This is a genomic window from Streptomyces tatrensis (genome assembly GCF_049310065.1).
GTDB lineage: Bacteria > Actinomycetota > Actinomycetes > Streptomycetales > Streptomycetaceae > Streptomyces.
On sequence record NZ_JBMDLB010000008.1, the window covers coordinates 88,438 to 109,541 of the forward strand.

The 21,104-nt window shown below is 70.1% G+C and carries 19 protein-coding genes and 1 pseudogene; 9 read left to right on the plus strand and 11 right to left on the minus strand.

The annotated features are described in order from the left end of the window. The first annotated feature begins 60 nt into the window (after positions 1-60). The 5 genes from ACODT5_RS14785 (at position 61) to ACODT5_RS14805 (ending at position 4,979) form a co-directional block, all read left to right on the plus strand. Positions 61-477 (plus strand): MarR family winged helix-turn-helix transcriptional regulator, encoded by a 417-nt coding sequence (locus ACODT5_RS14785; RefSeq protein ID WP_422519736.1) that lies wholly within the window; start codon positions 61-63, stop codon positions 475-477. A 140-nt stretch (positions 478-617) separates the two neighbouring features. Next, entirely contained in the window at positions 618-1,718 is a 1,101-nt protein-coding gene (locus ACODT5_RS14790) for a type III polyketide synthase (protein WP_422519737.1), read from the plus strand. A gap of 13 nt (positions 1,719-1,731) precedes the next feature. Then, positions 1,732-2,730, plus strand: a complete 999-nt coding sequence (locus ACODT5_RS14795) for a class I SAM-dependent methyltransferase (RefSeq protein WP_422519738.1) — start codon at positions 1,732-1,734, stop codon at positions 2,728-2,730. A 198-nt stretch (positions 2,731-2,928) separates the two neighbouring features. Continuing rightward, on the plus strand, positions 2,929-3,399 hold the full coding sequence (locus tag ACODT5_RS14800; protein ID WP_422519739.1) for a hypothetical protein: 471 nt from the start codon (positions 2,929-2,931) through the stop codon (positions 3,397-3,399). Next, positions 3,396-4,979 carry a multicopper oxidase family protein gene (locus ACODT5_RS14805; protein WP_422519740.1) on the plus strand — a complete coding sequence of 528 codons (1,584 nt, stop codon included), beginning with the start codon at positions 3,396-3,398 and terminating at the stop codon, positions 4,977-4,979. Before ACODT5_RS14800 ends, ACODT5_RS14805 begins: the two co-directional genes overlap by 4 nt. A gap of 15 nt (positions 4,980-4,994) precedes the next feature. Here the strand turns inward: ACODT5_RS14805 and ACODT5_RS14810 are convergent. The 10 genes and pseudogenes from ACODT5_RS14810 to ACODT5_RS14855 form a co-directional block, all read right to left on the minus strand. Beyond that, positions 4,995-6,175, minus strand: a pseudogene (locus ACODT5_RS14810) (RNA-guided endonuclease InsQ/TnpB family protein). Positions 6,176-6,424: 249 nt separating this feature from the next. Then, the gene (locus tag ACODT5_RS14815; RefSeq protein ID WP_422519741.1) at positions 6,425-7,210 is read right to left on the minus strand and encodes an ABC transporter permease; all 786 of its coding nucleotides are present in this window, start codon (positions 7,208-7,210) and stop codon (positions 6,425-6,427) included. After that, the gene (locus tag ACODT5_RS14820) at positions 7,207-8,208 is read right to left on the minus strand and encodes an ATP-binding cassette domain-containing protein (RefSeq protein ID WP_422519742.1); all 1,002 of its coding nucleotides are present in this window, start codon (positions 8,206-8,208) and stop codon (positions 7,207-7,209) included. Before ACODT5_RS14820 ends, ACODT5_RS14815 begins: the two co-directional genes overlap by 4 nt. A 56-nt stretch (positions 8,209-8,264) precedes the next feature. Further along, positions 8,265-9,113 carry a DUF4097 family beta strand repeat-containing protein gene (locus ACODT5_RS14825; RefSeq protein WP_422519743.1) on the minus strand — a complete coding sequence of 283 codons (849 nt, stop codon included), beginning with the start codon at positions 9,111-9,113 and terminating at the stop codon, positions 8,265-8,267. A 97-nt stretch (positions 9,114-9,210) separates the two neighbouring features. Next, on the minus strand, positions 9,211-9,735 hold the full coding sequence (locus ACODT5_RS14830; RefSeq protein ID WP_422519744.1) for a hypothetical protein: 525 nt from the start codon (positions 9,733-9,735) through the stop codon (positions 9,211-9,213). Between the two features lie 626 nt (positions 9,736-10,361). Beyond that, positions 10,362-10,961, minus strand: a complete 600-nt coding sequence (locus tag ACODT5_RS14835; RefSeq protein ID WP_422519745.1) for a CGNR zinc finger domain-containing protein — start codon at positions 10,959-10,961, stop codon at positions 10,362-10,364. Then, positions 10,958-11,626, minus strand: a complete 669-nt coding sequence (locus ACODT5_RS14840) for a TetR family transcriptional regulator (protein WP_422519746.1) — start codon at positions 11,624-11,626, stop codon at positions 10,958-10,960. Before ACODT5_RS14840 ends, ACODT5_RS14835 begins: the two co-directional genes overlap by 4 nt. Positions 11,627-11,708: 82 nt before the next feature. Continuing rightward, positions 11,709-13,400, minus strand: a complete 1,692-nt coding sequence (locus tag ACODT5_RS14845) for an AMP-binding protein (RefSeq protein WP_422519747.1) — start codon at positions 13,398-13,400, stop codon at positions 11,709-11,711. Further along, positions 13,397-14,221: a class I SAM-dependent methyltransferase gene (locus tag ACODT5_RS14850; RefSeq protein WP_422519748.1), complete on the minus strand. Its 825-nt coding sequence runs from the start codon at positions 14,219-14,221 to the stop codon at positions 13,397-13,399. Before ACODT5_RS14850 ends, ACODT5_RS14845 begins: the two co-directional genes overlap by 4 nt. Positions 14,222-14,381: 160 nt before the next feature. Beyond that, complete coding sequence (locus ACODT5_RS14855; RefSeq protein WP_422519749.1) at positions 14,382-15,335, minus strand: helix-turn-helix domain-containing protein; 954 nt, start codon at positions 15,333-15,335, stop codon at positions 14,382-14,384. A 260-nt stretch (positions 15,336-15,595) separates the two neighbouring features. Here ACODT5_RS14855 and gap point away from each other — a divergent pair, with 260 nt between their 5' ends. From gap to ACODT5_RS14875, 4 genes are all read left to right on the plus strand, one after another. Next, complete coding sequence (gap, locus tag ACODT5_RS14860) at positions 15,596-16,603, plus strand: type I glyceraldehyde-3-phosphate dehydrogenase (protein WP_422519750.1); 1,008 nt, start codon at positions 15,596-15,598, stop codon at positions 16,601-16,603. A gap of 137 nt (positions 16,604-16,740) precedes the next feature. Beyond that, on the plus strand, positions 16,741-17,655 hold the full coding sequence (locus ACODT5_RS14865) for a pyridoxamine 5'-phosphate oxidase family protein (RefSeq protein ID WP_422519751.1): 915 nt from the start codon (positions 16,741-16,743) through the stop codon (positions 17,653-17,655). A 146-nt stretch (positions 17,656-17,801) separates the two neighbouring features. Further along, entirely contained in the window at positions 17,802-18,902 is a 1,101-nt protein-coding gene (gene hisC, locus ACODT5_RS14870) for a histidinol-phosphate transaminase (protein ID WP_422519752.1), read from the plus strand. Between the two features lie 199 nt (positions 18,903-19,101). After that, the gene (locus tag ACODT5_RS14875; protein ID WP_422519806.1) at positions 19,102-20,199 is read left to right on the plus strand and encodes a MerR family transcriptional regulator; all 1,098 of its coding nucleotides are present in this window, start codon (positions 19,102-19,104) and stop codon (positions 20,197-20,199) included. 167 nt (positions 20,200-20,366) lie between these two features. Here ACODT5_RS14875 and ACODT5_RS14880 read toward each other — a convergent pair whose 3' ends face one another. Then, the gene (locus ACODT5_RS14880) at positions 20,367-21,092 is read right to left on the minus strand and encodes a leucine-rich repeat domain-containing protein (protein ID WP_422519753.1); all 726 of its coding nucleotides are present in this window, start codon (positions 21,090-21,092) and stop codon (positions 20,367-20,369) included. Positions 21,093-21,104 lie beyond the last annotated feature (12 nt).

Sequence of the window (21,104 nt, forward strand, 5' to 3'; positions counted from 1 at the left end):
ACTGCGTCCGAAAGGTGGCCCCAAATCACCACACAACCGCAGAACTCGGGCGATCATCGGGTGCCGTTGCCCACGCTGCTCGCGCAGGCCAAGGACCTCACCGTCGAACAGCTGCACCGGCAGCTGCACGAGGAGGGGTTCGAGGGCATCCGGTTCAGGCACGGCTCCGTCTTCCGGTTCGTCGACCCGGAGGGGTCGCGGCTCACCTCGCTCGCCGAACGCTCCGGGTTCAGCAAGCAGGCCATCGCCGAAGTCGTGGACGAACTCGAGCGGTTCGGCTACGTCGAGCGGACCGCGGACCCGAGCGACCGCCGGGCCAAGCTCATCCGGCTGACCGAGCGGGGCCGGGCGGGCCAGCTCGCCGCCGCCCGGATCCTGGGGGACATGGAACGGTTGTGGGCCCGGCACTTCGGCCAGGACACGATCGACACGCTGCGTCGGATGCTAGAAGAGATCACTACACGCCCGGACGAGTAGCGCTGGAGCGCCGGCCCGTTCACAGCCCACTACAGGCATGGTGGAGCCCAAGTCCACGGCAAGTGGATCGCAAGTCGGGTCGGCGACGGTTTGGAGGCGCGAACTCCTGGCCGACTCCTCAGAAGGTGGACTCCACGGATATGCCTACGCTATGCAAACCGTCGGTGGATGTACCGGAGTACATCATCACCATGGAAGACACCCTGAAGTTCGCCGAAGAAACCCACCGCGGGAAGCCACAGCTACCACTGGCGCTTCGGCTGATCAGGAACACGGGTGTACAGAAACGTCACATCGTGCAGCCGATCGAAAAGACGCTGCGCCATCCCGGACTCGAGGAACGCAACCGGACCTTCGAGGTCGAGGCCAAGAAGCGATGCCCGAAGGTCATCGAAGAGGCCCTGGCGAACGCGGCTCTGACCGTCCGGGACATCGACGCGATCATCTTCGTGTCCTGCACCGGGTTCATGATGCCGTCGATGACGGCATGGCTGATCAACAACATGGGCTTCCGCACCGACACCCGGCAGATACCCATCGCCCAGCTGGGCTGCGCCGCCGGCGGCGCCGCGATCAACCGGGCCCACGACTTCTGCAAGGCCTACCCGCAGGGCAACGTCCTGATCGTCTCCTGCGAACTGTGCTCGCTGTGCTACCAGCCCACCGACGACAACATCGGCGCGCTGCTGTCCGACGGGCTCTTCGGCGACGCGGTGGCCGCCGCCGTGGTGCGCGGCAGCGGCGGCACCGGGATCTCGCTGGAGCGCAACGCCTCCTACATCATCCCGAACACCGAGGACTGGATCTCGTACGCCGTGAAGCCCACCGGCTTCCACTTCCAGCTGGACCGCCGGGTGCCCGGGACGATGGAGCCCCTCGCACCGGTACTGCGCCAGCTCGCCGGCAGCCACGGCTGGGACGTCGCCGGCCTGGACTTCTACATCATCCACGCCGGCGGCCCGCGCATCCTCTCCGACCTGAGCAAGTTCCTGGGCGTCGATCCCTACATGTTCCGGCACAGCTACGCCACGCTCTCGCAGTACGGGAACATCGCCAGCGCCGTCGTGTTCGACGCCCTGCGCAGGCTGTTCGAGGAAGACACCATGACGACGAACGCCACCGGCGTGGTCGCAGGTTTCGGCCCCGGCATCACCGCCGAAATGGCCGTCGGTCGCTGGCGCGTCCAGGCGCCGGTGATCACCGCGGACCGCCGCCGGCAGGCCGTGCCGGCATCCCTCTGAGGAGAAGGACAACATGACGGGCAACCAGCCTTCCCCCGGCCGCATCCTGGAGATCGCCAGCGGCTACTGGGCCACCGGCCTCCTCGGCGTGGCGACACAGCACTCGCTGTTCACGCTCATCGACGACGGGCTGGACACCACCGGCCGCCTCGCCGAGAAGACCGGCATGGCCGAGCGCGGCGTGCAGACCCTCCTCGACGGGCTCGTCGGCCTGGGACTGCTCCACACGCACGACGGCACCTACCGGAACACCCCCGAAACCGAGCTGTACCTGGTCGAGGGGAAGCCCACCGACATCAGCGGCTTCGCCCAGCTCAAGCTGGGCGAGATGGACAGACTGGCGGGCCGGCTCGAGGTGTTCAGCGCCGGGGGCCCGCTGGCCGAACCGATGGTGGAGGTGGCCGACAACCCCCACTGGGAGAAGGTCGTCACCGCCATCGCGGGCATATCGGTCACCGCCGCGCAGACCGCCGCCGACGTCCTGGGCCTGGCCGAACGCGACAACCTCTCCATCCTCGACGTGGGCGGCGGGTCGGGCGTCTTCTCCTCGGTCTGGCTGCGGCTCAACCCCACCGCCCACACCACACAGCTCGACTGGGAGCCCATCAACGCCATCGCCCGCAGGCTCCTCGCCCAGGACTCCCTGGCCGACCGGTTCACCTCCCTGGACGGCGACTTCCACACCGTCCCGCTCGAGGACGCCGCCTACGACGTGGCCCTGTACTCGCACATCGCCCACCAGGAGGGCCCCGAGGACAACACCGCGGTCTTCACCAAGCTCCGCCGCGCCCTCAAACCCGGCGGCGCCCTCGTCGTCTGCGACTACATCGTCGAGGACGACCGCAGCGGCCCCTCCTTCCCGCTCCTGTTCGCCTCGGAAATGCTCCTCAAGAGCAACACCGGTGGAACCTGGCGCCGCGCCGACTACGCCGCCTGGCTGGCCGAAGCCGGCTTCGAGAACATCTCCTTCCACTCCACCGACTCCCCCGCCACACTCGCCATCGCCCGCTGAGCTCCTCCGGCACAGCGCCGAAGTGCCCCGACAGCCGAGCTGTCGGGGCACTTCACACAATGCGGCTCGTTTTCGACCCACCCACTGGCTCTATTCTTCCTTTGCCCATCCCGAGGAAACTTGAGTATCACTCAAGCGTCTTGCCGCAAGGGCACATCAGGGTTGCAGGCCGCTTTGCCTTCGGGTTGGATCGCCGGTATGCCTTTGCGCCCATCTCTACTCTCCCTGCGCATCACCACCGGAATTCTCTCGGTTCTGATATTCGGTCAGGTCGCCCTGGCCGGAGGCTTTCTCGGTGGCCATTACGACATGCTGGCGCTCCACGGACTGCTGGCCCGTGTCCTCACCGTGGTCGCCCTCCTGACGGCCGTCGCCGCCTTCTTCGTCCGCCGCGCCGGAGGGCCCAGATCGGTGCTGCCCGCAGCGATCGTCCTGGTCGTGGCGCTCGTGGGCGAGATCGCCCTCGGCTTGGCCCGCGCCGTCTCCGTCCACGTCTTCCTCGGCGTCGTCCTCGTCTCTGCCGTCGTGGTGCTGACCCAGCGCGTGATCACCACCCCGCTGCCCGCGAAGACCCCGGTCGCCAAGACCCCCGCCGCCGAGACCCCGGCCGCTGAGATCCCGGCCCCCGGTGCCCCGGACGAGACCCTGGCTCCCGAGGCGGTCCGGTGAGGCGGCGTACGTTCCTGGGCGCCGGCGGCGCCGTACTCGGCGGCGGCGTCGTTGCCGCGGCCGGCTGGCCGCTGCTGAGCGACTACGTGCGCGGGGGCCTCCCCGGCAAGGTGCTGACCAGCAAGGCCCAGCTGCCGGCCGCCTTCCGCACGCCCCTGCCGATCCCCCGGGTGCTGCAACCGGTGTCGGCGAACGGCACCACCGACACCTACGAGATCACCCAGCAGCACGCCGACCTGGAGATCCTGCCCGGACTGCGCACCCCTGCCTGGACCTACGGCGGAACCTTCCCCGGGCCGACGATCGTCTCGCGCTCGGGACGCCGCACCGTGGTGCGCCACCGCAACGAGCTCGACCGCCCCTCCGTGGTCCACCTGCACGGCGGCCACACCCCGGCGTCCAGCGACGGCTACCCGACCTCCCTGATCCTGCCGGCGGACGGTTCGTACGACGCACACCGCGTCCACCAGGACATGAGCAGCGGACCGCACGGGGCGTCCATGGCCCACGGCGCGATGGACCTCACCGAAGGAACACGCAGCTACACCTACCCCTTCAACCAGCGCGCCGCGACGCTCTGGTACCACGACCACCGCATGAGCTACACCGGCGCGGCCGTCTGGATGGGACTCGCCGGATTCCATCTCGTCAAGGACGACGAGGAGGAGCGCCTGCCGCTGCCCCGCGGCGACCGGGACATTCCGCTCATGATCACCGACCGCTCGTTCGCCGCGGACGGGTCCTTCCAGTACCCCTGGATCGACCCCCAGTTGCACACGCCCGGTGTCACCGACGCCTACATGAACGGCGTCCTCGGCGATGTCGTCCTCGTCAACGGGGCCCCCTGGCCGGTGCACGAGACACAGCGGCTGCGCTACCGGCTGCGCTTCCTCAACGCCTCCAACGCCCGCCCGTACAAACTGCAGTTGGACCCGCAGCCCGAAGGCGGCGGCGGCTTCGTCCAGATCGGCAGCGACGGCGGACTGCTCGACGCACCCCGCCGGCACGACACCCTCGAGATCGCCCCGGGCGAGCGCTTCGACGTCGTCGTCGACTTCTCCCGCTACCGGCCGGGCACCCAGGTGCGCCTGCTCAACCTCTTCGGGGACGGCTCCACCGCCCAGGTCATGCGCTTCGGCATCGCCTCCGGCTCCCCCGTCGACGACACCAGGGTCCCGCAGAAGCTCAGCGACGTGCCCCGCCTCGACCCCGGCCGGGCCGTCGTCACCCGCGACTTCCACTTCCGCGGCTCAAGCGACGGTTGGACGATCAACGGCAAGGAATACGAACCCGGGAAGGCACTGGCCCGCCCCAAACTCGGCCAGGTCGAGATCTGGCGGTTCACCACGAACTTCCACCACCCGGTCCACCTGCACCTCGACCACTTCCAGGTGCTCTCGCGCAGCAACCGCGAGATCGGAGCGTACGACCACGGCTGGAAGGACACCGTCGACGTGCGCCCGGCCGAAGCCGTCGAAGTGGTCACCCGCTTCACCGACTACCCCGGCACCTACATGATCCACTGCCACAACCTCGAGCACGAGGACATGGCCATGATGGGCGACTTCATCACCGATTGACTTCCGCTCCTCTCCCTAAAGGGAGGGGATTCCTACCACGGTCGGCTGACCATCTCGGGGGGTTCCTGCTTCTTCGCGCCGTGCCGGGACAGATCCCGGCCTTACCCGCGCTCGACCGCCGCGTTGATGTCCCGGTCAAGCCATGCGTTGCACGCCTGGCACTGCCAGACGCGGACGTTGAGGGGCTTGGGGCCGTCTTTGACTCCGCACTGCGAGCACACCTGAGAGGTCGGCTCGAAGCGTCCGATGCGTAAGAGAGTGCGCCCGTACCGGGCAGCCTTGTACTCCAGCATCGCCACGAACGCCGACCATCCGGCGTCGTGGACGGACTTGGCCATGCGCGTACGCGCGAGTCCCTTGACCGCCAGGTCTTCCACTGCGACCGCTTGGTTTTCGCGGATCAGCTTCGTGGAGAGCTGGTGGTGGAACTCGCGCCGCGCGTCGGCGACCTGCGCGTGAGCGCGGGCGACCTTGACGCGGGCCTTGACCTGGTTGCTGGAGCCCTTGGCCTTGCGGGACAGGCGTTGCTGTTCCCGCTTCAGTTTCTTCTCCGCCCGGCGCAGAAAGCGCGGGGATTCGATCTTCGTACCGTCCGAGAGGATCGCGAAGTGCGTCAGCCCCAGGTCGATACCGACCTGGCCGGTTGTCTCGGACAATGTCTCGTCTGTGCCGCTCTCGATCACGAACGAGCAGAAGTACCGCCCGGCCGCATCCTTGATCACGGTCACCGTGGACGGGGCGGACGGCAGCGTCCGGGACCACTTCACCCGCACATCACCGACCTTCGGCAACGACAGGTCCCCGCCGGTCGTGATCTTCCAACGGGCATTCGCGGTGAACCGGACAGCCTGCCGGTTGTCCTTACGCGACTCGAACCGGGGCGCACCCATCTTGGGGCGCTTGCCCCTGAGACCGTCGAAGAAGTTCCAGTAGGCGGTATCCAGGTCCCGAAGAGACTGCTGGAGAACGACAGCGGACACCTCCCCGAGCCAAGCGCGTTCCTCGGTCTTCTTCGCCTCGGTGATCAGCAGCTTCGACAGATCCCCGGTCTTCGGGAACGCCTCACCGGCTGCTCGGGCGGTCTCACGAGCGCGAAGCGCATCGTTGTAGACCACCCGAGAGCACCCGAACGCCCTGGCCAGCGCCGAGCGCTGCGGACCGTTCGGGTACATCCGGAAGGAGTACCTGAGCTGCATGAGAACGACCGTACTACGGCCAGTTTATGGCTGAATATCAGAACATCCGTACTGGTCATCACTGCCAGCGGGGCTCCGCTGTCGACCGTCCGTCAGTACATTGAGCCAGCAGAATCGTCCGCTGTGACCTGCGGGTTAGAGCAGTTCTGAGAACGCTTCACCACCGGGCTAAAGAGCCCGATGCACTGCGATTAGTCCCGGTAGCCCTCGCCGGTCGAGGGAGCCACCGGGGGGGGGAAACCCACGCCGCTACTTCGGGTCACTGTTGAACTTTGCGGCTGACCAGAAGTAGCCGAGGACGGCGAGGCCCAGGCACCAGGCGACGGCGAGCCATCCGTTGTTGCCGATCTCGGTGCCGAGGAGCAGTCCGCGCAGGGTTTCGATGGCGGGGGTGAAGGGCTGGTACTCGGCGATGGGCTGGAACCAGCCCGGCATCCCCTCGACCGGCACGAAAGCACTCGACAACAGCGGCAGCAGGATCATGGGGAGCGCGTTGTTGCTGGCGGCCTCCGCGTTCGGGCTGATCAGGCCCATGCCCACCGCGATCCAGGTGAACGCCAGGGCGAACAGGACGAGGAGCCCGAAGGCCGCCAGCCACTCCAGGGCCGTCGCGTCCGTGGAACGGAAGCCGATGGCCACACCGACGGCCCCCACCAGGACGACACTCGCGATCGACTGGAGGACGCTGCTGACGACGTGTCCGATGAGTACCGCGCCGCGGTGGATCGCCATCGTGCGGAAGCGGGCGATGATGCCCTCGGTCATGTCGTTGGAGACCGACACCGCCGTGCCGATCGTGGTAGATCCGATGGTCATCAGGAGCAGGCCGGGCACGAGGTAGGCGATGTAGTCGGAGCGGCTGCCACCACCGATGCCCGCGCTCATCACATCTCCGAAGATGTAGACGAACAGCAGCAGGAGCATGATCGGCGTGAGCAGCAGGTTCAGCGTCAGGGACGGGTAGCGGCGGGCGTGGAGCAGGTTGCGGCGCAGCATCGTCGACGAATCACGGACGGCAAGGGCGAGGGAGCTCATCGGACGTTCTCCTTGGACTGCCTGGGGCGGGGGTCGGTGCCGGTCAGGGCGAAGAACACGTCATCAAGGTCGGGCGTGTGGACGGTCAACTCGTCCGCCTCCACACCGGCCGAGTCCAGCCGGTCGAGGATCGAGCGCAGCGCACGCTGACTGCCGTCGCTGGGGATCTGCAGCGCGAGTGCCTCGTCGTCCCGGCCGACCTCGCCGAGTACCGCGATGGCGGACCAGTAGACGGCCGGGTCGGAGAACCGCAGGCGCACATGCCCGCCCGGGATCATCCGCTTCAGCTCCTCCGCAGTGCCTTCGGCCGCGATCCTCCCGCCGTTCAGCACCGCGATACGGTCCGCGAGCTGATCGGCCTCCTCCAGGTACTGAGTGGTGAGGAAGACCGTCACACCCCCCGCGACCAACTCGCGGATGATCTGCCACATGTTGTGCCGGGAACGCGGATCGAGACCGGTCGTCGGCTCGTCGAGGAAGATGATCCGCGGACCACCCACCAACGTCATCGCGATGTCGAGACGGCGCTTCATACCGCCGGAGTAGGTGGAAGCCGGCTTCTTCGCCGCCTCCGTCAGGTCGAAACGCTCGAGGAGTTCGGCAGCGACCCGCCGCCCCTCCTGCTTCGACAGGTGGTGCAGGTCCGCCATGAGGAGCATGTTCTCCTCCCCCGTGATCAACCCGTCCACCGCCGAGAACTGACCCGTGACCCCGATAGCCGCCCGCACCCCACTCGGGGAGGCCGCGATGTCGTGGCCCGCGACCTGGGCCTGGCCACCGTCGGCGGTGATGAGCGTGGACAGGATCTTCACGACGGTGGTCTTGCCGGCGCCGTTGGGGCCGAGCAGTGCGAACACGGAGCCGGCCGGGATGCTCAGGTCGATGCCGTCGAGGACGGTCGTGTCGCCGTAGGACTTGCGCAGACCGACGGTGGAGACGGCTGCCGGAGACGGGTGACCGCCATCGCGACGTGATGTGGACATGACAGAAGAAGGCATGAGGCCCTCCATTCGAAGGCTGAAGTGACGGGGCGGGAGTCGGGAGGCGGGGGCGGTCAGGCCCCGGCGGCGGCGCGGCGGACGTCGATGTTGCCGTACTTCGTCCGGGCGCGGACCTTGACGGTGTCCGCACTCCCCTCCGGGCTCGCGGACGCGGTGAGCGTGTTGCGCACCTGGCCGGAGCCCGAGCTGACGTCGAGCCAAGCGGCCGTACCCTCGCGGACGCCGACCTCGATGGCCCCGTAGGAAGTCTCCAACTCCACGGTGCCGCGGGCGACTTCACCCACCCGCAGGGTGCCGTGGGCGGTCTTGGCGGTGACCGAGTCCTCGGCGCGCCGGATCTCGATGTCACCGTTGGCACCGCTCACCCGCAGCTCGCCGATGGCGGCGCCGACGGTCGTGGTGCCGTGCGAGTTCTTCAGGACGGCGGGGCCGTCGACGAAGCCGAGGCGCACGCTGCCGGAGCTGGTGGTGATCTCGGTCGCGCCCTCGGCCCGGTCCACGGTGATCGAGCCGTGCGACGCGGTCAGCTTGAGCGGGCCGGTGGTGTCGAGGCGGACGTCGCCGGACGAGGTCTTCACCCGGACCTCGCCGAGCCGGCCCTCGCCGAGCACCTGGGTCCAGGCGCCGGTCGTGTCGACGTGCGAACCCGTGGGCAGATCGACCGTCACGTCGACGATGCCGGGCTTGCCGAACGGGTTGGACTTGGGCGTCCTGACGGTCAGCACGCCGCCCGCGAACGTGACCTCGGTCTGCTCGGCGGTCCGTACGTCCTTGTCGCGCTTCGGGTCCCGGGGCCGCACCGCGACCACGGTGTCGAGGCGGTCGCCGGCGGTGAACTGGATGGAGCCGGCCTCCACGTGTGCGGTGACCGAGATCGCTTCGGAGGTGTCGAAAGTAGGCATGGCTGTCCCGTCCTCTTGGGTCTTCTGGGCGTCCCCGCTGGTGGGACGTGGTGTGGGAGAACTGATGCGGTGCGGTGATGGGGTTTGAAGTGAGTGGCTAGCGCACCCAGCCGGTGAAGCTCTGCCCCACGCTCTGGGACTTCTCTGCCGTACGCGGTTTGGTGCCGCCGTCGACCGCGGCCGATACGGCGCGCACCAGCCATGCGTTGACCGACAGACCCTCGCGGCTCGCGGCCTCCTCGGCACGGGCCTTGAGGTGGGCCGGCAGCCGCAAGTTGACGCGGGCGGTGCCGCCCTCGTCGCCGTCGGCGGACGCATGCGGTGCGAGCGGTTCGGCGAACTGCGCGGCGGCCGGCTCCGCGGGGGCGTGGCTCTCAACGGTCGGCACCGTCACCACGAACTCGGGGTCGAGACCTCGCAGTCGTACGTCGACCGAGCCGGGGGCGAGTTCGCGGGTGATCTCGTCCATCGCGGCGGAGAGCACGTTGAGCAGGGTCAGTCGGGTCGCCGACTCCAGGGGAGCGGTGAGCCTCTCGGCCAGCTTGCGGGCTTCGTCGCCGCCGGCCTCGGCGGCGACGGCGAGCTCTTGGCGGAGGGTGGTGACGTAGGGCGTGAGGTCCATGTCCCACAGCATGGCACAGCCATGGCGCCATGTCGAGCCAATGTGGCACCACTCTGCGATGCGGCGATGTCAGCACACACGAACACGCTGGTCAGAGCGATGACACCATCGTGCGCCACAATGACGCCAGACGGCACCACCGCTGCGCGGGACATGTCCCCTACCCGCCCTTCCACCGTTCCCCGGGCTCTGCCGGACCCGGTCCTCAAACGCCGGACGGGCTGAAGGAGGGGGCACCGGGCTGCGCCCGGAGCATGGGGCTCCGCCCCAGACCCCGGTCCTCAAACGCCGGACGGCTGAAAGAACACACCCCGGCCGGGCTAAAAAACACCCCACCACGGGCGGGGCAGCCAGAGTGGGCCCGGCCGGGGACGGGGACGGGGACGGGGTGGGGTGTCGGCCTGGACGTAAAGCGTGATTTGTGGCGCGGGAACAGGCCGCGCCCTGTCGGAGTAGAGCAGGGGGCGCCTAAATCATGCAGTCCAGGCCGACACCCCACCCCGGCCCCGGCACCGGCCCACCGCAGCCCCCGCCACATCCACACAGACGCCGGCCACAACCCAGCCCCGCCGGCGTTTGAGGCGCAGGGGTCCGGGGACTGGTCCCCGGCAACGGCGCCGCACCCGTCAGGCCGTGGACGCCGTCCGGCGGGCATAGTGGCGGGCCGCCTTCGCGCGGTTGCCGCAGCCCGTGCTCGTGCACCACCGGCGGGTGCCATTGCGGCTGACGTCGTGGAAGCGCAGCCCACAGGTCGGGTTCGCACAAGTCCGCACCCGGTCCCCCGCAGTGCTGAGCAGCCGAAGGTGGTCCGCCGCCGCGAGGTAGCCGAGCAGGCGGCCCGAGTCGGGCGCCTCCAGTCGCTCGACGGGCCCGGCGGCCGTGAGCAGCCGGCGGATGCGGCCCGCGTCGAGCAGCCGGTTGAAGGCGGCGAGCGCCCCCGGCCCCGCATCGGCGCGCCCTGCCACACCGGCCAGGGCGGAGCGGGCGGCCCGGGCGGCGGTCAGAGTGGTCCGGTCGGCACGCAGCTCGCCGCCGGCGTACGCGGCGGCCACCCGGGACCCGGCCAGCCAGCACGCGAGGCCGGCGGTGGAATCCAGCAGGTCGTAGCGGCCGTACCGGTCGTGCCAGTGGGTGTTGAGGAGGTCCAGGCTGAGCGGCTCGCCGGTCAGCGGCCGCGGATCGGGCACGCTCGCCCCCATGTCCGCCCCCGCACGGTCCACGCTCATCCCCGCTGCCCGAGGCGCACGGATTCGGGGACGGCCACGAAGGAGCAGTACGGCGACGAGCCCTCGGCCCGGTACAGCTTCACGGCGTGCGGAGCCGCGAGGATCCCCGGGAGGAGCAGCTGCCACAGCCGGGTCAGGTGCCCGCGCAGCGGCCCGCAGGAACGGCCCGGGTCGTGCTCCTCCCCGCGCAGGCACACGTCCATCCCGATCAGGGAGTACACCAGTTGCGCGGCCGTCCCCCAGGGGTCGGCCGCGCCGGCCAGGGCGTCGGCCAGCTCCTCGCGGACGGCATCGGTCCAGGAGACGCTGCCGTCGGGGTAGTGCACGAACTCCCGGGTCAGCCGCGCGCCCGCCCGTACGACGGGGTCGTGCCCGAGCCGGCCGGCGACGGCGTGCGTCATGTCGACGGCGGCCTGCACGGGCAGGACCCCGCGGTGCGGTACCGCGCCCAGCGCGCCGGCGATCGCCTGCCCGGCTTCGGTGCGCACCGCTCTGACCAGGTCGTCCTTGGCGGGGAAGTGGTACATCAAGGCGCCCTTGGTCACTCCCGCGGTGGCGCAGATGACGGCGAGCGAGGCCCCTTCGTAGCCGTAGAGGTCGATGGCCTTGGCGGCGCCGTTGATCAGAGCCCGGCGCGTCCGCTCGGCTCTCTCCTGCTGCGCCATGGGCGCTCCTCGTGCGTAGGGGATGGAGACGTACGGGTGGTGGCGTCGGGGCGGGCCCGCCCCGACGCCACCACCCGTACGGTCAGGCCGCGGTGCCGGCCGGGACGGTGGCCAGGCTGTCCTCGAAGCTCTTGCGGAGCTGGGCGCGGCGGAGCTTGCCGATGCCGGTCTTGGGGATCTCGGACCGGTCGACGGGCAGCAGGTGCGGTACGTCGACGCCGAGCCGCTCGCGGACCCGCTCGCGGATCCGCTCGCCCTGCTCCCCGGTGAGGGTGCCGGTGCGCGGGCTGAAGAAGACGGCGAGCTCCTCGGGGCCGCCGGGCTCGGCGGTGACGAGGGAGGCGACGGTGTACGAGGGCTCGATGAAGTCGAGTTCCTCTACGGCGGCCTCGATCTCGTGGCCGTGGTACGCGATCTCCCCGAGCTGGATGACGTCGTCAGTGCGGCCGGTGACGGTGAGGATGCCGTTCTCCACATACGCCAGGTCGCCGGTCTTGAACCAGCCGTCGTCCGTGAAGGACTGGCGGTTCTGCACGGGGTTGTCGTAGTACCCGGAGGTGATGGTCGAGCCGGTGACCTGGAGCCGGCCGGTGACGCCCCACGGCACGAGCGCGCCGTGCTCGTCGACGACCCGGATGCGGGTGCCGGGCTGCGGGCGGCCGACGGGCACGTAGCGGTCGTCGCCTGCGGCGGCCTCGGTGAACTGGCAGTCGGCCACGCCGGCGGTGGTCTCGGACATGCCCCAGCCGGGGAACATGGCGGTGGCGGGCAGGCCGTAGGGGGACAGCAGGTCCAGGAAGCGGCGTACGACGCCGGAGCGGACGGCCTCGCCGCCGTTCATGATGTAGCGCAGCGGGCTGAGGTCCCAGCCTCGGCCCTCGAAGCGGTCGGCCTGGTCGTTGACCAGCACGAAGGCGAAGTTGGGCGCCCAGGTGGTGTCGGCCCGGTGGGTGGAGACGGCGTCGAGCCAGCGCAGCGGGTCCTCCAGGACCCACTGGATCTTGGCGTGGACCTGGGCGGCGCCGAGGAAGACGTCGCGCGCGTGGAACATGATCAGCCCGCCGATGTGGTCCAGCGGCATCCAGTTGAAGGTGCGGGTGTTCGCGTCGAGCTTGTTCACGCGGGAGGTGGCCGCGCTGCGCGTGAGGATGTTGCGGTGCGTGAGGGTGACCGCCTTGGGCACGCCGGTGCTGCCGGAGGTGAGGAGCAGGACGGCCGGGTCCACGGCATCGGGCTCGTGCCAGTCGAGGTCCGGCTCGTGGGCGGTGCGCAGGCCGGCCACGTCGCCCAGGTGGGCGGCGGTCCAGCCGGCGTCGGCGGTGACGGCGGGCGCGAGCTCCTGGCCGGTGCCGGTCAGGACGCGGGGGCGGCCGTAGCCGGCCCAGACGCGCTCCAGCAGGCCGGGGCCGTTGACCGCGTCGGCGCTGACGGGCAGGGGCAGGAAGCCGCCGAGGACGCAGCCCCAGAAACCGGCGAGGAGGTCGGCGTCGTCGGCGGACTGCAGGATGATCTTCTCGCCGATCGCGGCGCCGGAGGCGCGCAGGCCGGCCAGCACCCGCGAGGCGTCTTCGAGCAGCTCGGCGTAGCTCTGCTGGACCTCGGTGCCGTCGGCGCGGATGTACGTCACCCCGCGGCCTTCGCTCTGGCCTTCGCTCTGGCCGTCGCTCTGGCCGTCGCTCTGGCCCACGGCGCGGACGAGGGCGGCGCCGAGGTGCGCGACGCCGGTTTCGGGGGCGGGCCCGCCGTCGAGCAGCGATATGCCGGTGCCGGTCATGCCTGGTTCTCCTCTTGCTGAGCGGTGTCCGACTCGATGTCGGACGCGGTGTCGCCCGCGGTGTCGGCGGGGGTCGCGGTGGCCACGATGATGAGCGGGCCCCGGCCGTGGAAGGGCGCGGGCTCCTTGCGGAAGCCGCCGTACTCGGCGGTGATGGTCAGTCCCGCCGCGGCCAGCAGTCCGCGCACCTCGGGCCCGGTCAGGACGGCCTGGTCGAAGAAGTTGTCGTACATGGTGACCGTGCCGTCCCCGGTGCGGACCAGCAGGGTCTCCTCGTTGCGCCAGTTCGCGGCGTGCGGGTTGATGAACTGGCGGGCGAGGCGGGTGATGAGCACCCCGTCCCCGCGGTGGTGGTCGAAGCTGCTGGGCTGGAAGGACTCGACGAAGTTCAGCAGGTGGCCGAACTCCAGGACGACGCGCCCGCCGGGGGCCAGCAGCTCGCGGACGGAGCGCAGGACGGCCGGGAGCTGGGCCCGCTCCAGGTAGTTCAGCGTCATGAAGAGGCTGTACACGAGGTCGTAGCGCTCGTCGGTGCGGTACTCCTCGGCACGGGCCTCCACGTAGGAGATGCCCTCGCCGCCGGCGGCGCGGGCATACTCCAGGAACGCGGTGCTCTGGTCGACGCCGGTGCCGCGGTGGCCGCGCTCGCGCAGGGCGCGGAGGTTGGAGCCGGTGCCGCAGCCCAGGTCGAGTACGTTGCCCGCGTCGGGGAGCTGGGACGCGAGGAACTCCGTCTCGGCGTCGAGGTTGCGGAAGTCCTTCCGCAGGATCTCGTAGTACTCACCGGGGAATTCGAAGCTCGTGCCGGTCAAATCCGTCATCCTCCTCGGATGTCAGTGCGCGTCGGTCGTCGGTGCTCGGCGGTACTCGGTACTCGTTGCGCTGTGCGCTGTGCTCTGCCTCGTCGGTCGCCGGTGCGCGTCGGTGCGCGCCGCGCGGTGCTCGCCGCGCGCGGAGGGCCCGTCGGTGCCCATCCGTCCCCTACGTGGGCACCGCCTCGCGCATGGTCCGGTAGCCGCGCGGGGTGAGGCCGTACCGGTCGCGGAAGAGGCGGCTGAAGTGCGAGGCCTGGTAGAGGCCGGACCGTTCGCCGATCACCCCGACGGGCAGGTGCTCGAGCCGCGGGTCGCGCAGCTCCGACCGGCAGCGGGCGAGGCGCTCGTCGCGGATCCACCGGGCGGGGCTGGTCCCCTGCTCCTGGAAGATCCGCTGGAGGTAGCGCAGCGAGACGTTGTGGTGCTCGGCGATCGCCTGCGGGGTGAGCTCGGGGTCGGAGAGCCGTGCGCGGATGTACGCCTGGATGCCCAGCATGAGGTCGTGCCGGGCCACCTCGTCCTCGGCGGCCACGTTGCGCAGCCGGTCGGCGAGGACGGCCGCGGTCAGGCCCGCCACGGTGGCGCCGACCCGGTCGACGGCGGAGTGGATCTCGGTGCCGTGGTCGTGGAGTCCGGCGAGGAGCTGGGAGAGCAGGGCGCCCGCGCCCATGCGTCCGCACCAGCCGGTGGCGGTGAGCTTCGCGGTGTCGCCGGCCGACATGCCGAGGTGCCGGTGCGGGAGCTGCACTTCGACCAGGTGGAAGGGCCGGGGCAGCACGAGGCGGTACGGGCGGCTGGTGTCGCAGCAGATGATCTGCGGGCCGCTCGCCTGGCCCCGGCGGCCGTCCTGGTGGACGTGGATCTCGCCGGCCAGCGCGCGGAACACCCGCAGGGACTCGGAGGGGTCGGGTCGGATGTAGCGGCCGGGGCGTATGGCCTCGTGGGCCTCCCCGGTGACGAGGGAGATGGTGACGTCGCCGTAGTCGCGGCGGACGGTGGTCCCGTACACGGACTCGCCGTGTGTGCGGATGACCCGCGCGGTGCAGGGGGCGGGCGCGGCGAGCGCTGGACTGCGATCCGGCACGAATGCGCTCGGCACGCGGAGGGGCAGCATGTCCATCGTTCTCCTCGCTCCTGGAAGCGTCATGTCATGGCGACAAGCAAGCCCATAAAAACATACCTGCATGCAGGTACTCGAGTGGCATCAGATGTTCCAATCAACCGGGCCTCACCTTGGCTTTCCTGCGTAAACAGGCCATGAACAGGCGCATTTACGCAAGCCGACCGACAGGTCGACCGGTACAGTTGAGGGCGAGGACTGGCCGGACAACGCGGCTTCACGTGCGGTCATGGATGTAGTTTCCGAACGAGGGGTATCACGTGACGATCAAGGTCGGCATCAACGGATTCGGCCGTATCGGCCGCAGCTTCTTCCGCGCCGCCCTTCAGCGGGGCACCGGCCTGGAGGTGGTCGCCGTCAACGACCTCACCGACGCCGCGACGCTGGCCCATCTGCTCAAGTACGACAGCACGCTCGGCAAGCTCGGCCACGACGTCCGCGCGGTCGAGGGCAACCTCGTCATCGACGGGCGCACCATACGCGTGACCGCCGAGCGCGACCCGGCCAAGCTGCCGTGGGGCGAGCTGGAGGTGGACGTGGTCATCGAGTCCACCGGTGTCTTCACCGACGCGCACAAGGCCCGCGCCCACCTGGAGGCCGGTGCCCGCAAGGTCATCATCAGCGCGCCCTCGAAGAACGAGGACCTGACGATCGCCTTCGGCATCAACGACGACCTCTACGACCCGGCCGTGCACGACATCGTCTCCAACGCCTCGTGCACGACCAACTGCCTGGCCCCGCTGGCCAAGGTCCTCGACGACGCGCTCGGCATCGAGCACGGCCTGATGACCACGGTCCACGCCTACACCTCGGACCAGAACCTCCAGGACGGGCCGCACAACGACCTCCGCCGTGCCCGCTCGGCGGCGACGAACACCGTGCCGACCACCACCGGCGCCGCCAAGGCCATCGGCCTGGTCCTGCCGCAGCTCAAGGGCAAGCTCGACGGGTACGCGCTGCGCGTGCCGATCCCGACCGGCTCGGCCACCGACCTCACCGTGCGGGTGGGCCGCGCGACGACGGTCGAGGAGGTCAACGAGATCTTCGCGAAGGCCGCCGAGGGCGCCCTCTCGGGCATCCTCACCTACACCGACGAGCCGATCGTCTCCAGCGACATCGTCACCGACCCCGCGTCGTGCATCTTCGACTCGGGCCTGACCAAGGTGATCGGCGACGGCCGCCAGGTCAAGATCGTCGGCTGGTACGACAACGAGTGGGGCTTCTCCAACCGTGTCGTGGACACCGCCCTGCTGATCGGCGCCCGCTGACCGGCGCCTGCTGACCGGCGCTCGCTGACCGACGGCCGCTGACCGACGCCCCGTTGGCGGGCGCCCCGTAGACGGGCGCCCGCCGACGGCGGCCCGTTGGCCCCGGCGCCCGTCCCGACCGGAGGTTCCCGATTCCTGTGATCAAGACCCCCCATCACGAGGGTGAACAGGCCGTCCAGAAGCAGGCCGGTGAAGGCGGTCCCGGCTGGGGCTCGCCGATGTTCGACGACGTGATCCAGCCCGGCTTCGACCAGTACCTGATGCGCCAGCGGATGCTCTTCCTGGGCGGCGCCGACGCAACGGGCGCCATGTGGTCCTCCCTGGTCACCGGCGACCCCGGCTTCGCCCTGCCCACGAGCCGGCGCACGATCACGCTGTCCTCCCTGCCCGTGCCCGGCGATCCGCTCTCCGAGGCCTTCGCGGAGACGGCCGACATCGGGCTGCTCGCCCTCGAACCGCACACGACGACCCGGATCCGGATCAACGGCGTGGCCCGGCGCGAAGGGGAGTCGCTGCACATCCGCACCGAGCAGGTGCTGGGCAACTGCCCCAAGTACCTCCAGGTACGGGTCCCGGTCGCGGACGGGCCCGCCTCGGCGCCCCGGGAGACCCGGGACGGCGACGCGCTCACGCCCGAGCAGGAGAAGTGGATCACCGGGGCGGACACCTTCTTCATCGCCAGTCAGGCCGACGGCTACGGCGCGGACTCCTCGCACCGGGGCGGCGACCCCGGTTTCGTCACGGTGGCGGGACCGCGCAGGCTCGTATGGCCCGACTACTTCGGCAATTCCTTCTACATGACCCTGGGCAATCTGCAGCTCAACGAGAACTGCGGACTGCTCTTCCTGGACTGGGAGTCCGGCCACACCCTGCAACTCACGGGCAAGGCTCGGATCAACTGGGCCGAGGGGGACCGGGCGGACGTGCCCGGAGCCCTGCGGATGTGCGAGTTCGACATCGAGCGTGTGGTGCAGATCGACGGGGCGACCCGGCTGCGCTGGGCGTTCGGCGGTCCCTCGCCCTACAACCCGCCGGCACCGGCGCGCGGCTGAACCCCCGCAGCCCCGCGCCGTCCCCCTTCCCCGTCTCCCCGGTCACCGTCCGGCCGTGCCGCCTCCCCCGCCGGCGCGGCCGGACGGTGTTGTACGCCCTGCCGGGCACCCTCCCGTCCAAGGCCTCCACACTTAAGGATTGCGCCGTGCCCGATACCGACGATCCGTACACGACCTTTCCGTACACGGCCTTCCCCCGGCTCCGCGCCGACGTCTCGACGCTCCCCGCCTACGTGCCGGGCCGCGCGGCCCGCGACGAGTTCGTCGACAAGCTCTCCTCGAACGAGAACCCGTACCCGCCGCTCCCCTCGGTGATCGCCGCGGTCGAGACCTGGCTGGGCCGCCTCAACCGCTACCCCGACCCCACCGCGGCCGAGCTCATCGCGGAGCTCTCCGGGCGCCTCGGCGTGCCCGCCGACCACCTGGTGCTCGGCACCGGCTCGGTCGGCATCACCCAGCACCTGGTCGCCGCCGCCGCGGGCCCCGGCGACGAGGTCGTCTTCGCCTGGCGCTCGTTCGAGGCCTACCCGCTGCTGGCCTGGGCCGCGGGGGCGACCTCCGTACAGGTCCCCCTGCGCGACGAGACCCACGACCTGGACGCCCTCGCGGACGCGGTCACCGACCGCACCCGCCTGATCTTCGTCTGCAACCCGAACAACCCCACCGGCACCGCCGTACACCGCGCCGAGCTGGAACGCTTCCTGAACCGCGTACCCCCGCACATCCTCGTCGTCATCGACGAGGCCTACCGCGAGTTCGTCGGCCCCGCCGAGGACATCCCGGACGGCATCGACCTCTACCGGGACCGCCCCAACGTCGCCGTCCTGCGCACCTTCTCCAAGGCCTACGGACTGGCCGCGCTCCGCGTCGGCTACGCGGTGGCCCACCCCCGGGTCACGGCCGCCCTGCGCGCCTGCTCGGTCCCCCTCGGCGTCAGCGGCCCCGCCCAGGCCGCCGCCCTGGCCTCCCTGCGCGCCACGGAGGAACTCCGCGAACGCGTGGCCGACCTGGTGGCGGAACGCGACCGCGTCAGCGCCGCCCTCCGCGCGGACGGCTACGAAGTCCCCGACAGCCACGCCAACTTCGTCTGGCTGCGCCTCGGCTCCCGCACCGCCTACTTCGCCGACGCCTGCGAGGCGGCCGGCCTCATGGTCCGCCCCTTCGCCGAAGAGGGCGTCCGCATCACGATCGGCACCCCGACCGCGAACGACCGCCTCCTGAAAACGGCGGCCGACTGGCCCCAGTGACCCCAGCGCCTCAGCTACTGACGACCCTCAGCCGGGCGCCCGACTGCTCACGCTCCGCGTCAATCGTCGGCGTCAGCCGAAGAGCTCGGTGGCCTTGATCCACACCGACCCGTCCGACCGCTGCTCGGAGTCAACGGAGGCTCTTGACCCTCACGTGGCGTCAGGCTGCATAGTCGGTGCCGTGGAAGATCACTGGACCGTGGGGCGCGTGGCCGAGCTGGCCGGTGTGAGTGTCCGCACGCTGCATCACTATGACGAGATCGGGCTCGTGCGTCCGTCGGCGCGGACCGTGGCCAGGTACCGGGCCTACTCGGCAGGCGACGTGGAGCGGCTGCGGGAGGTGCTGGCCTATAGGCGGTTGGGCTTCGGACTGCGGGAGGTTGCGGAACTGGTCGGCGACCCTTCCACCAACGCGGTCGCGCACCTGCGCCGACTGCGCGGCCTGGTGCTGGAGCGGCGTGATCGCGCTGACGCCATGGTGGCGGCCATCGACAGGGAACTTGGGGCACGGGCGAAGGGCCTGAAGGTGACACCGGAGGAGCAACTGGAGATGCTCGGTGCGCGGCTGTACGACGCGATCGGCGGCGCCTACACCGCGACACGGAGTACCGAGCCGCGGATCGCCGCGCAGATCTGGGACGCGCTCGGAGATGCGCAGACAGTGCTGAACGTCGGGGCCGGCACCGGCTCTTACGAGCCTGCTGATCGTGACGTGACCGCGGTGGAGCCATCGGCGGTCATGCGGGGGCAGCGACCTGCCGACTCGGCGCCGTGCCTGGACGCCTCAGCGGAGAGTCTGCCGTTCGAGGACCACTCCTTCGACGTCGCAATGGCCGTCTCCACCGTCCACCACTGGGGGGACCCGATAGCGGGGCTGCGCGAGATGCGGCGCGTGGCCCGCCGCGTGGTCGTGCTCACCTTCGACACCGACGAGCCCGGATGGCAGGACCGGTTCTGGCTCACCCGCGACTACCTGCCCGAGTTCGCCGCCGTCCTCGAAGAATTCCCCTCGCTCGCAGGGATGGCCGACGCGATCGGCGCCCGCGCCGAGCCGGTCCCCGTCCCGTGGGACTGCGCTGACGGCCTGTTCGAGGCGTATTGGCGCCGGCCTGAGGCGTATCTGGAGGATCGCGTGCGCCGTGCGATGTCGGTGTGGACGAGGATCGGGCCCGAGGCCGAGCAACGGGCGGTACGAAGCCTCGGCGACGACCTCGACTCCGGCCGGTGGGCCGAGCGCAACAGCCACCTCGCCGACCTCGACGCGGCAGATCTCGGTCTCCGCCTGCTCATTGCTTGAACCACGGCGCGTCTATCAGGCCGAGGCGCCGACCCCATCAGCAAGGCTTGGGGTACGGCGACAGACCTTGCCGGTCCACTCATCCGGCCGCGAGGACACGGTGCAGCGTTGGCGCTGAGAACGATCACTGATCGGCGGCGCCGTGGCGCGACGGGATGTCCTCTCTGTCATGCCAAGACGACGCACCCCCGCCGTTCCAGCTCGCTGAGCAGCGGTAGGGAGCGATCGACCTCGTTCCACCGTAGATCCAGCTTCTCCAGCGATGGCATCTCGGCGAGCCAGTCGGGCAGCCGGCCGAGGCGGTTGCTCCGCAGGTCGATCTGACGTAGCCGGGGGAGGCCGGCCAGCGACTCCGGCACCCCGGCCAGCGAGTTCTCGCGTAGGTCCAGGTGGCGTAGTTCGTGCAGCTCGGCCGCCGACGAGGGCAACCGCTCGATCGAGTTTCCTCGGAGCCACAGTTCGCGCAGGCTGCGGAGCTCACCGATGGCATCGGGCAAGGTGGTGAGCCGGTTGTGCTGCGCCCTGAACTCAATGAGGCCGCCCATCCCACCGATGGTCTCCGGCAGGTTGGTGAGGGAGTTCTCGCCCACGTTGAGGTAACGCAACCTGGTCAGGTCTCCCACAGAGTCCGGAAGCCGCGTCAGCCGGTTGTCGTGCAGGTAGAGGCAGTCGCTGAGCCCTGTCAGCTTGCCGAGCTCTTCGGGCACCGAGGTCAGCGCGTTGTGGCCCAGGTCCAGGGTATTCAGCTGGTGAAGCCGGCTGATCTCCGGCGAGAGGGACGTCAGCCCGTTGTCCGCGAGGATCAGCACGTGGAGCCCGGTCTCATGCCAGACCGACTCGGGTACCTCTCCGAGCTCTCGACGCCACAAGTTCAGTGTGTGCCTCACGGCCATCCCCCTTCGCCA

Coding starts and splice junctions, on each gene's coding strand:
- ACODT5_RS14790 (WP_422519737.1), top strand. CDS start 618: ATGCCTACGCTATGCAAACCGTCGGTGGATGTACCGGAGTACATCATC.
- ACODT5_RS14795 (WP_422519738.1), top strand. CDS start 1,732: ATGACGGGCAACCAGCCTTCCCCCGGCCGCATCCTGGAGATCGCCAGC.
- ACODT5_RS14800 (WP_422519739.1), top strand. CDS start 2,929: ATGCCTTTGCGCCCATCTCTACTCTCCCTGCGCATCACCACCGGAATT.
- ACODT5_RS14815 (WP_422519741.1), bottom strand. CDS start 7,210: ATGAGCTCCCTCGCCCTTGCCGTCCGTGATTCGTCGACGATGCTGCGC.
- ACODT5_RS14820 (WP_422519742.1), bottom strand. CDS start 8,208: ATGCCTTCTTCTGTCATGTCCACATCACGTCGCGATGGCGGTCACCCG.
- ACODT5_RS14825 (WP_422519743.1), bottom strand. CDS start 9,113: ATGCCTACTTTCGACACCTCCGAAGCGATCTCGGTCACCGCACACGTG.
- ACODT5_RS14830 (WP_422519744.1), bottom strand. CDS start 9,735: ATGGACCTCACGCCCTACGTCACCACCCTCCGCCAAGAGCTCGCCGTC.
- ACODT5_RS14835 (WP_422519745.1), bottom strand. CDS start 10,961: ATGAGCGTGGACCGTGCGGGGGCGGACATGGGGGCGAGCGTGCCCGAT.
- ACODT5_RS14840 (WP_422519746.1), bottom strand. CDS start 11,626: ATGGCGCAGCAGGAGAGAGCCGAGCGGACGCGCCGGGCTCTGATCAAC.
- ACODT5_RS14845 (WP_422519747.1), bottom strand. CDS start 13,400: ATGACCGGCACCGGCATATCGCTGCTCGACGGCGGGCCCGCCCCCGAA.
- ACODT5_RS14850 (WP_422519748.1), bottom strand. CDS start 14,221: ATGACGGATTTGACCGGCACGAGCTTCGAATTCCCCGGTGAGTACTAC.
- ACODT5_RS14855 (WP_422519749.1), bottom strand. CDS start 15,335: ATGGACATGCTGCCCCTCCGCGTGCCGAGCGCATTCGTGCCGGATCGC.
- ACODT5_RS14880 (WP_422519753.1), bottom strand. CDS start 21,092: ATGGCCGTGAGGCACACACTGAACTTGTGGCGTCGAGAGCTCGGAGAG.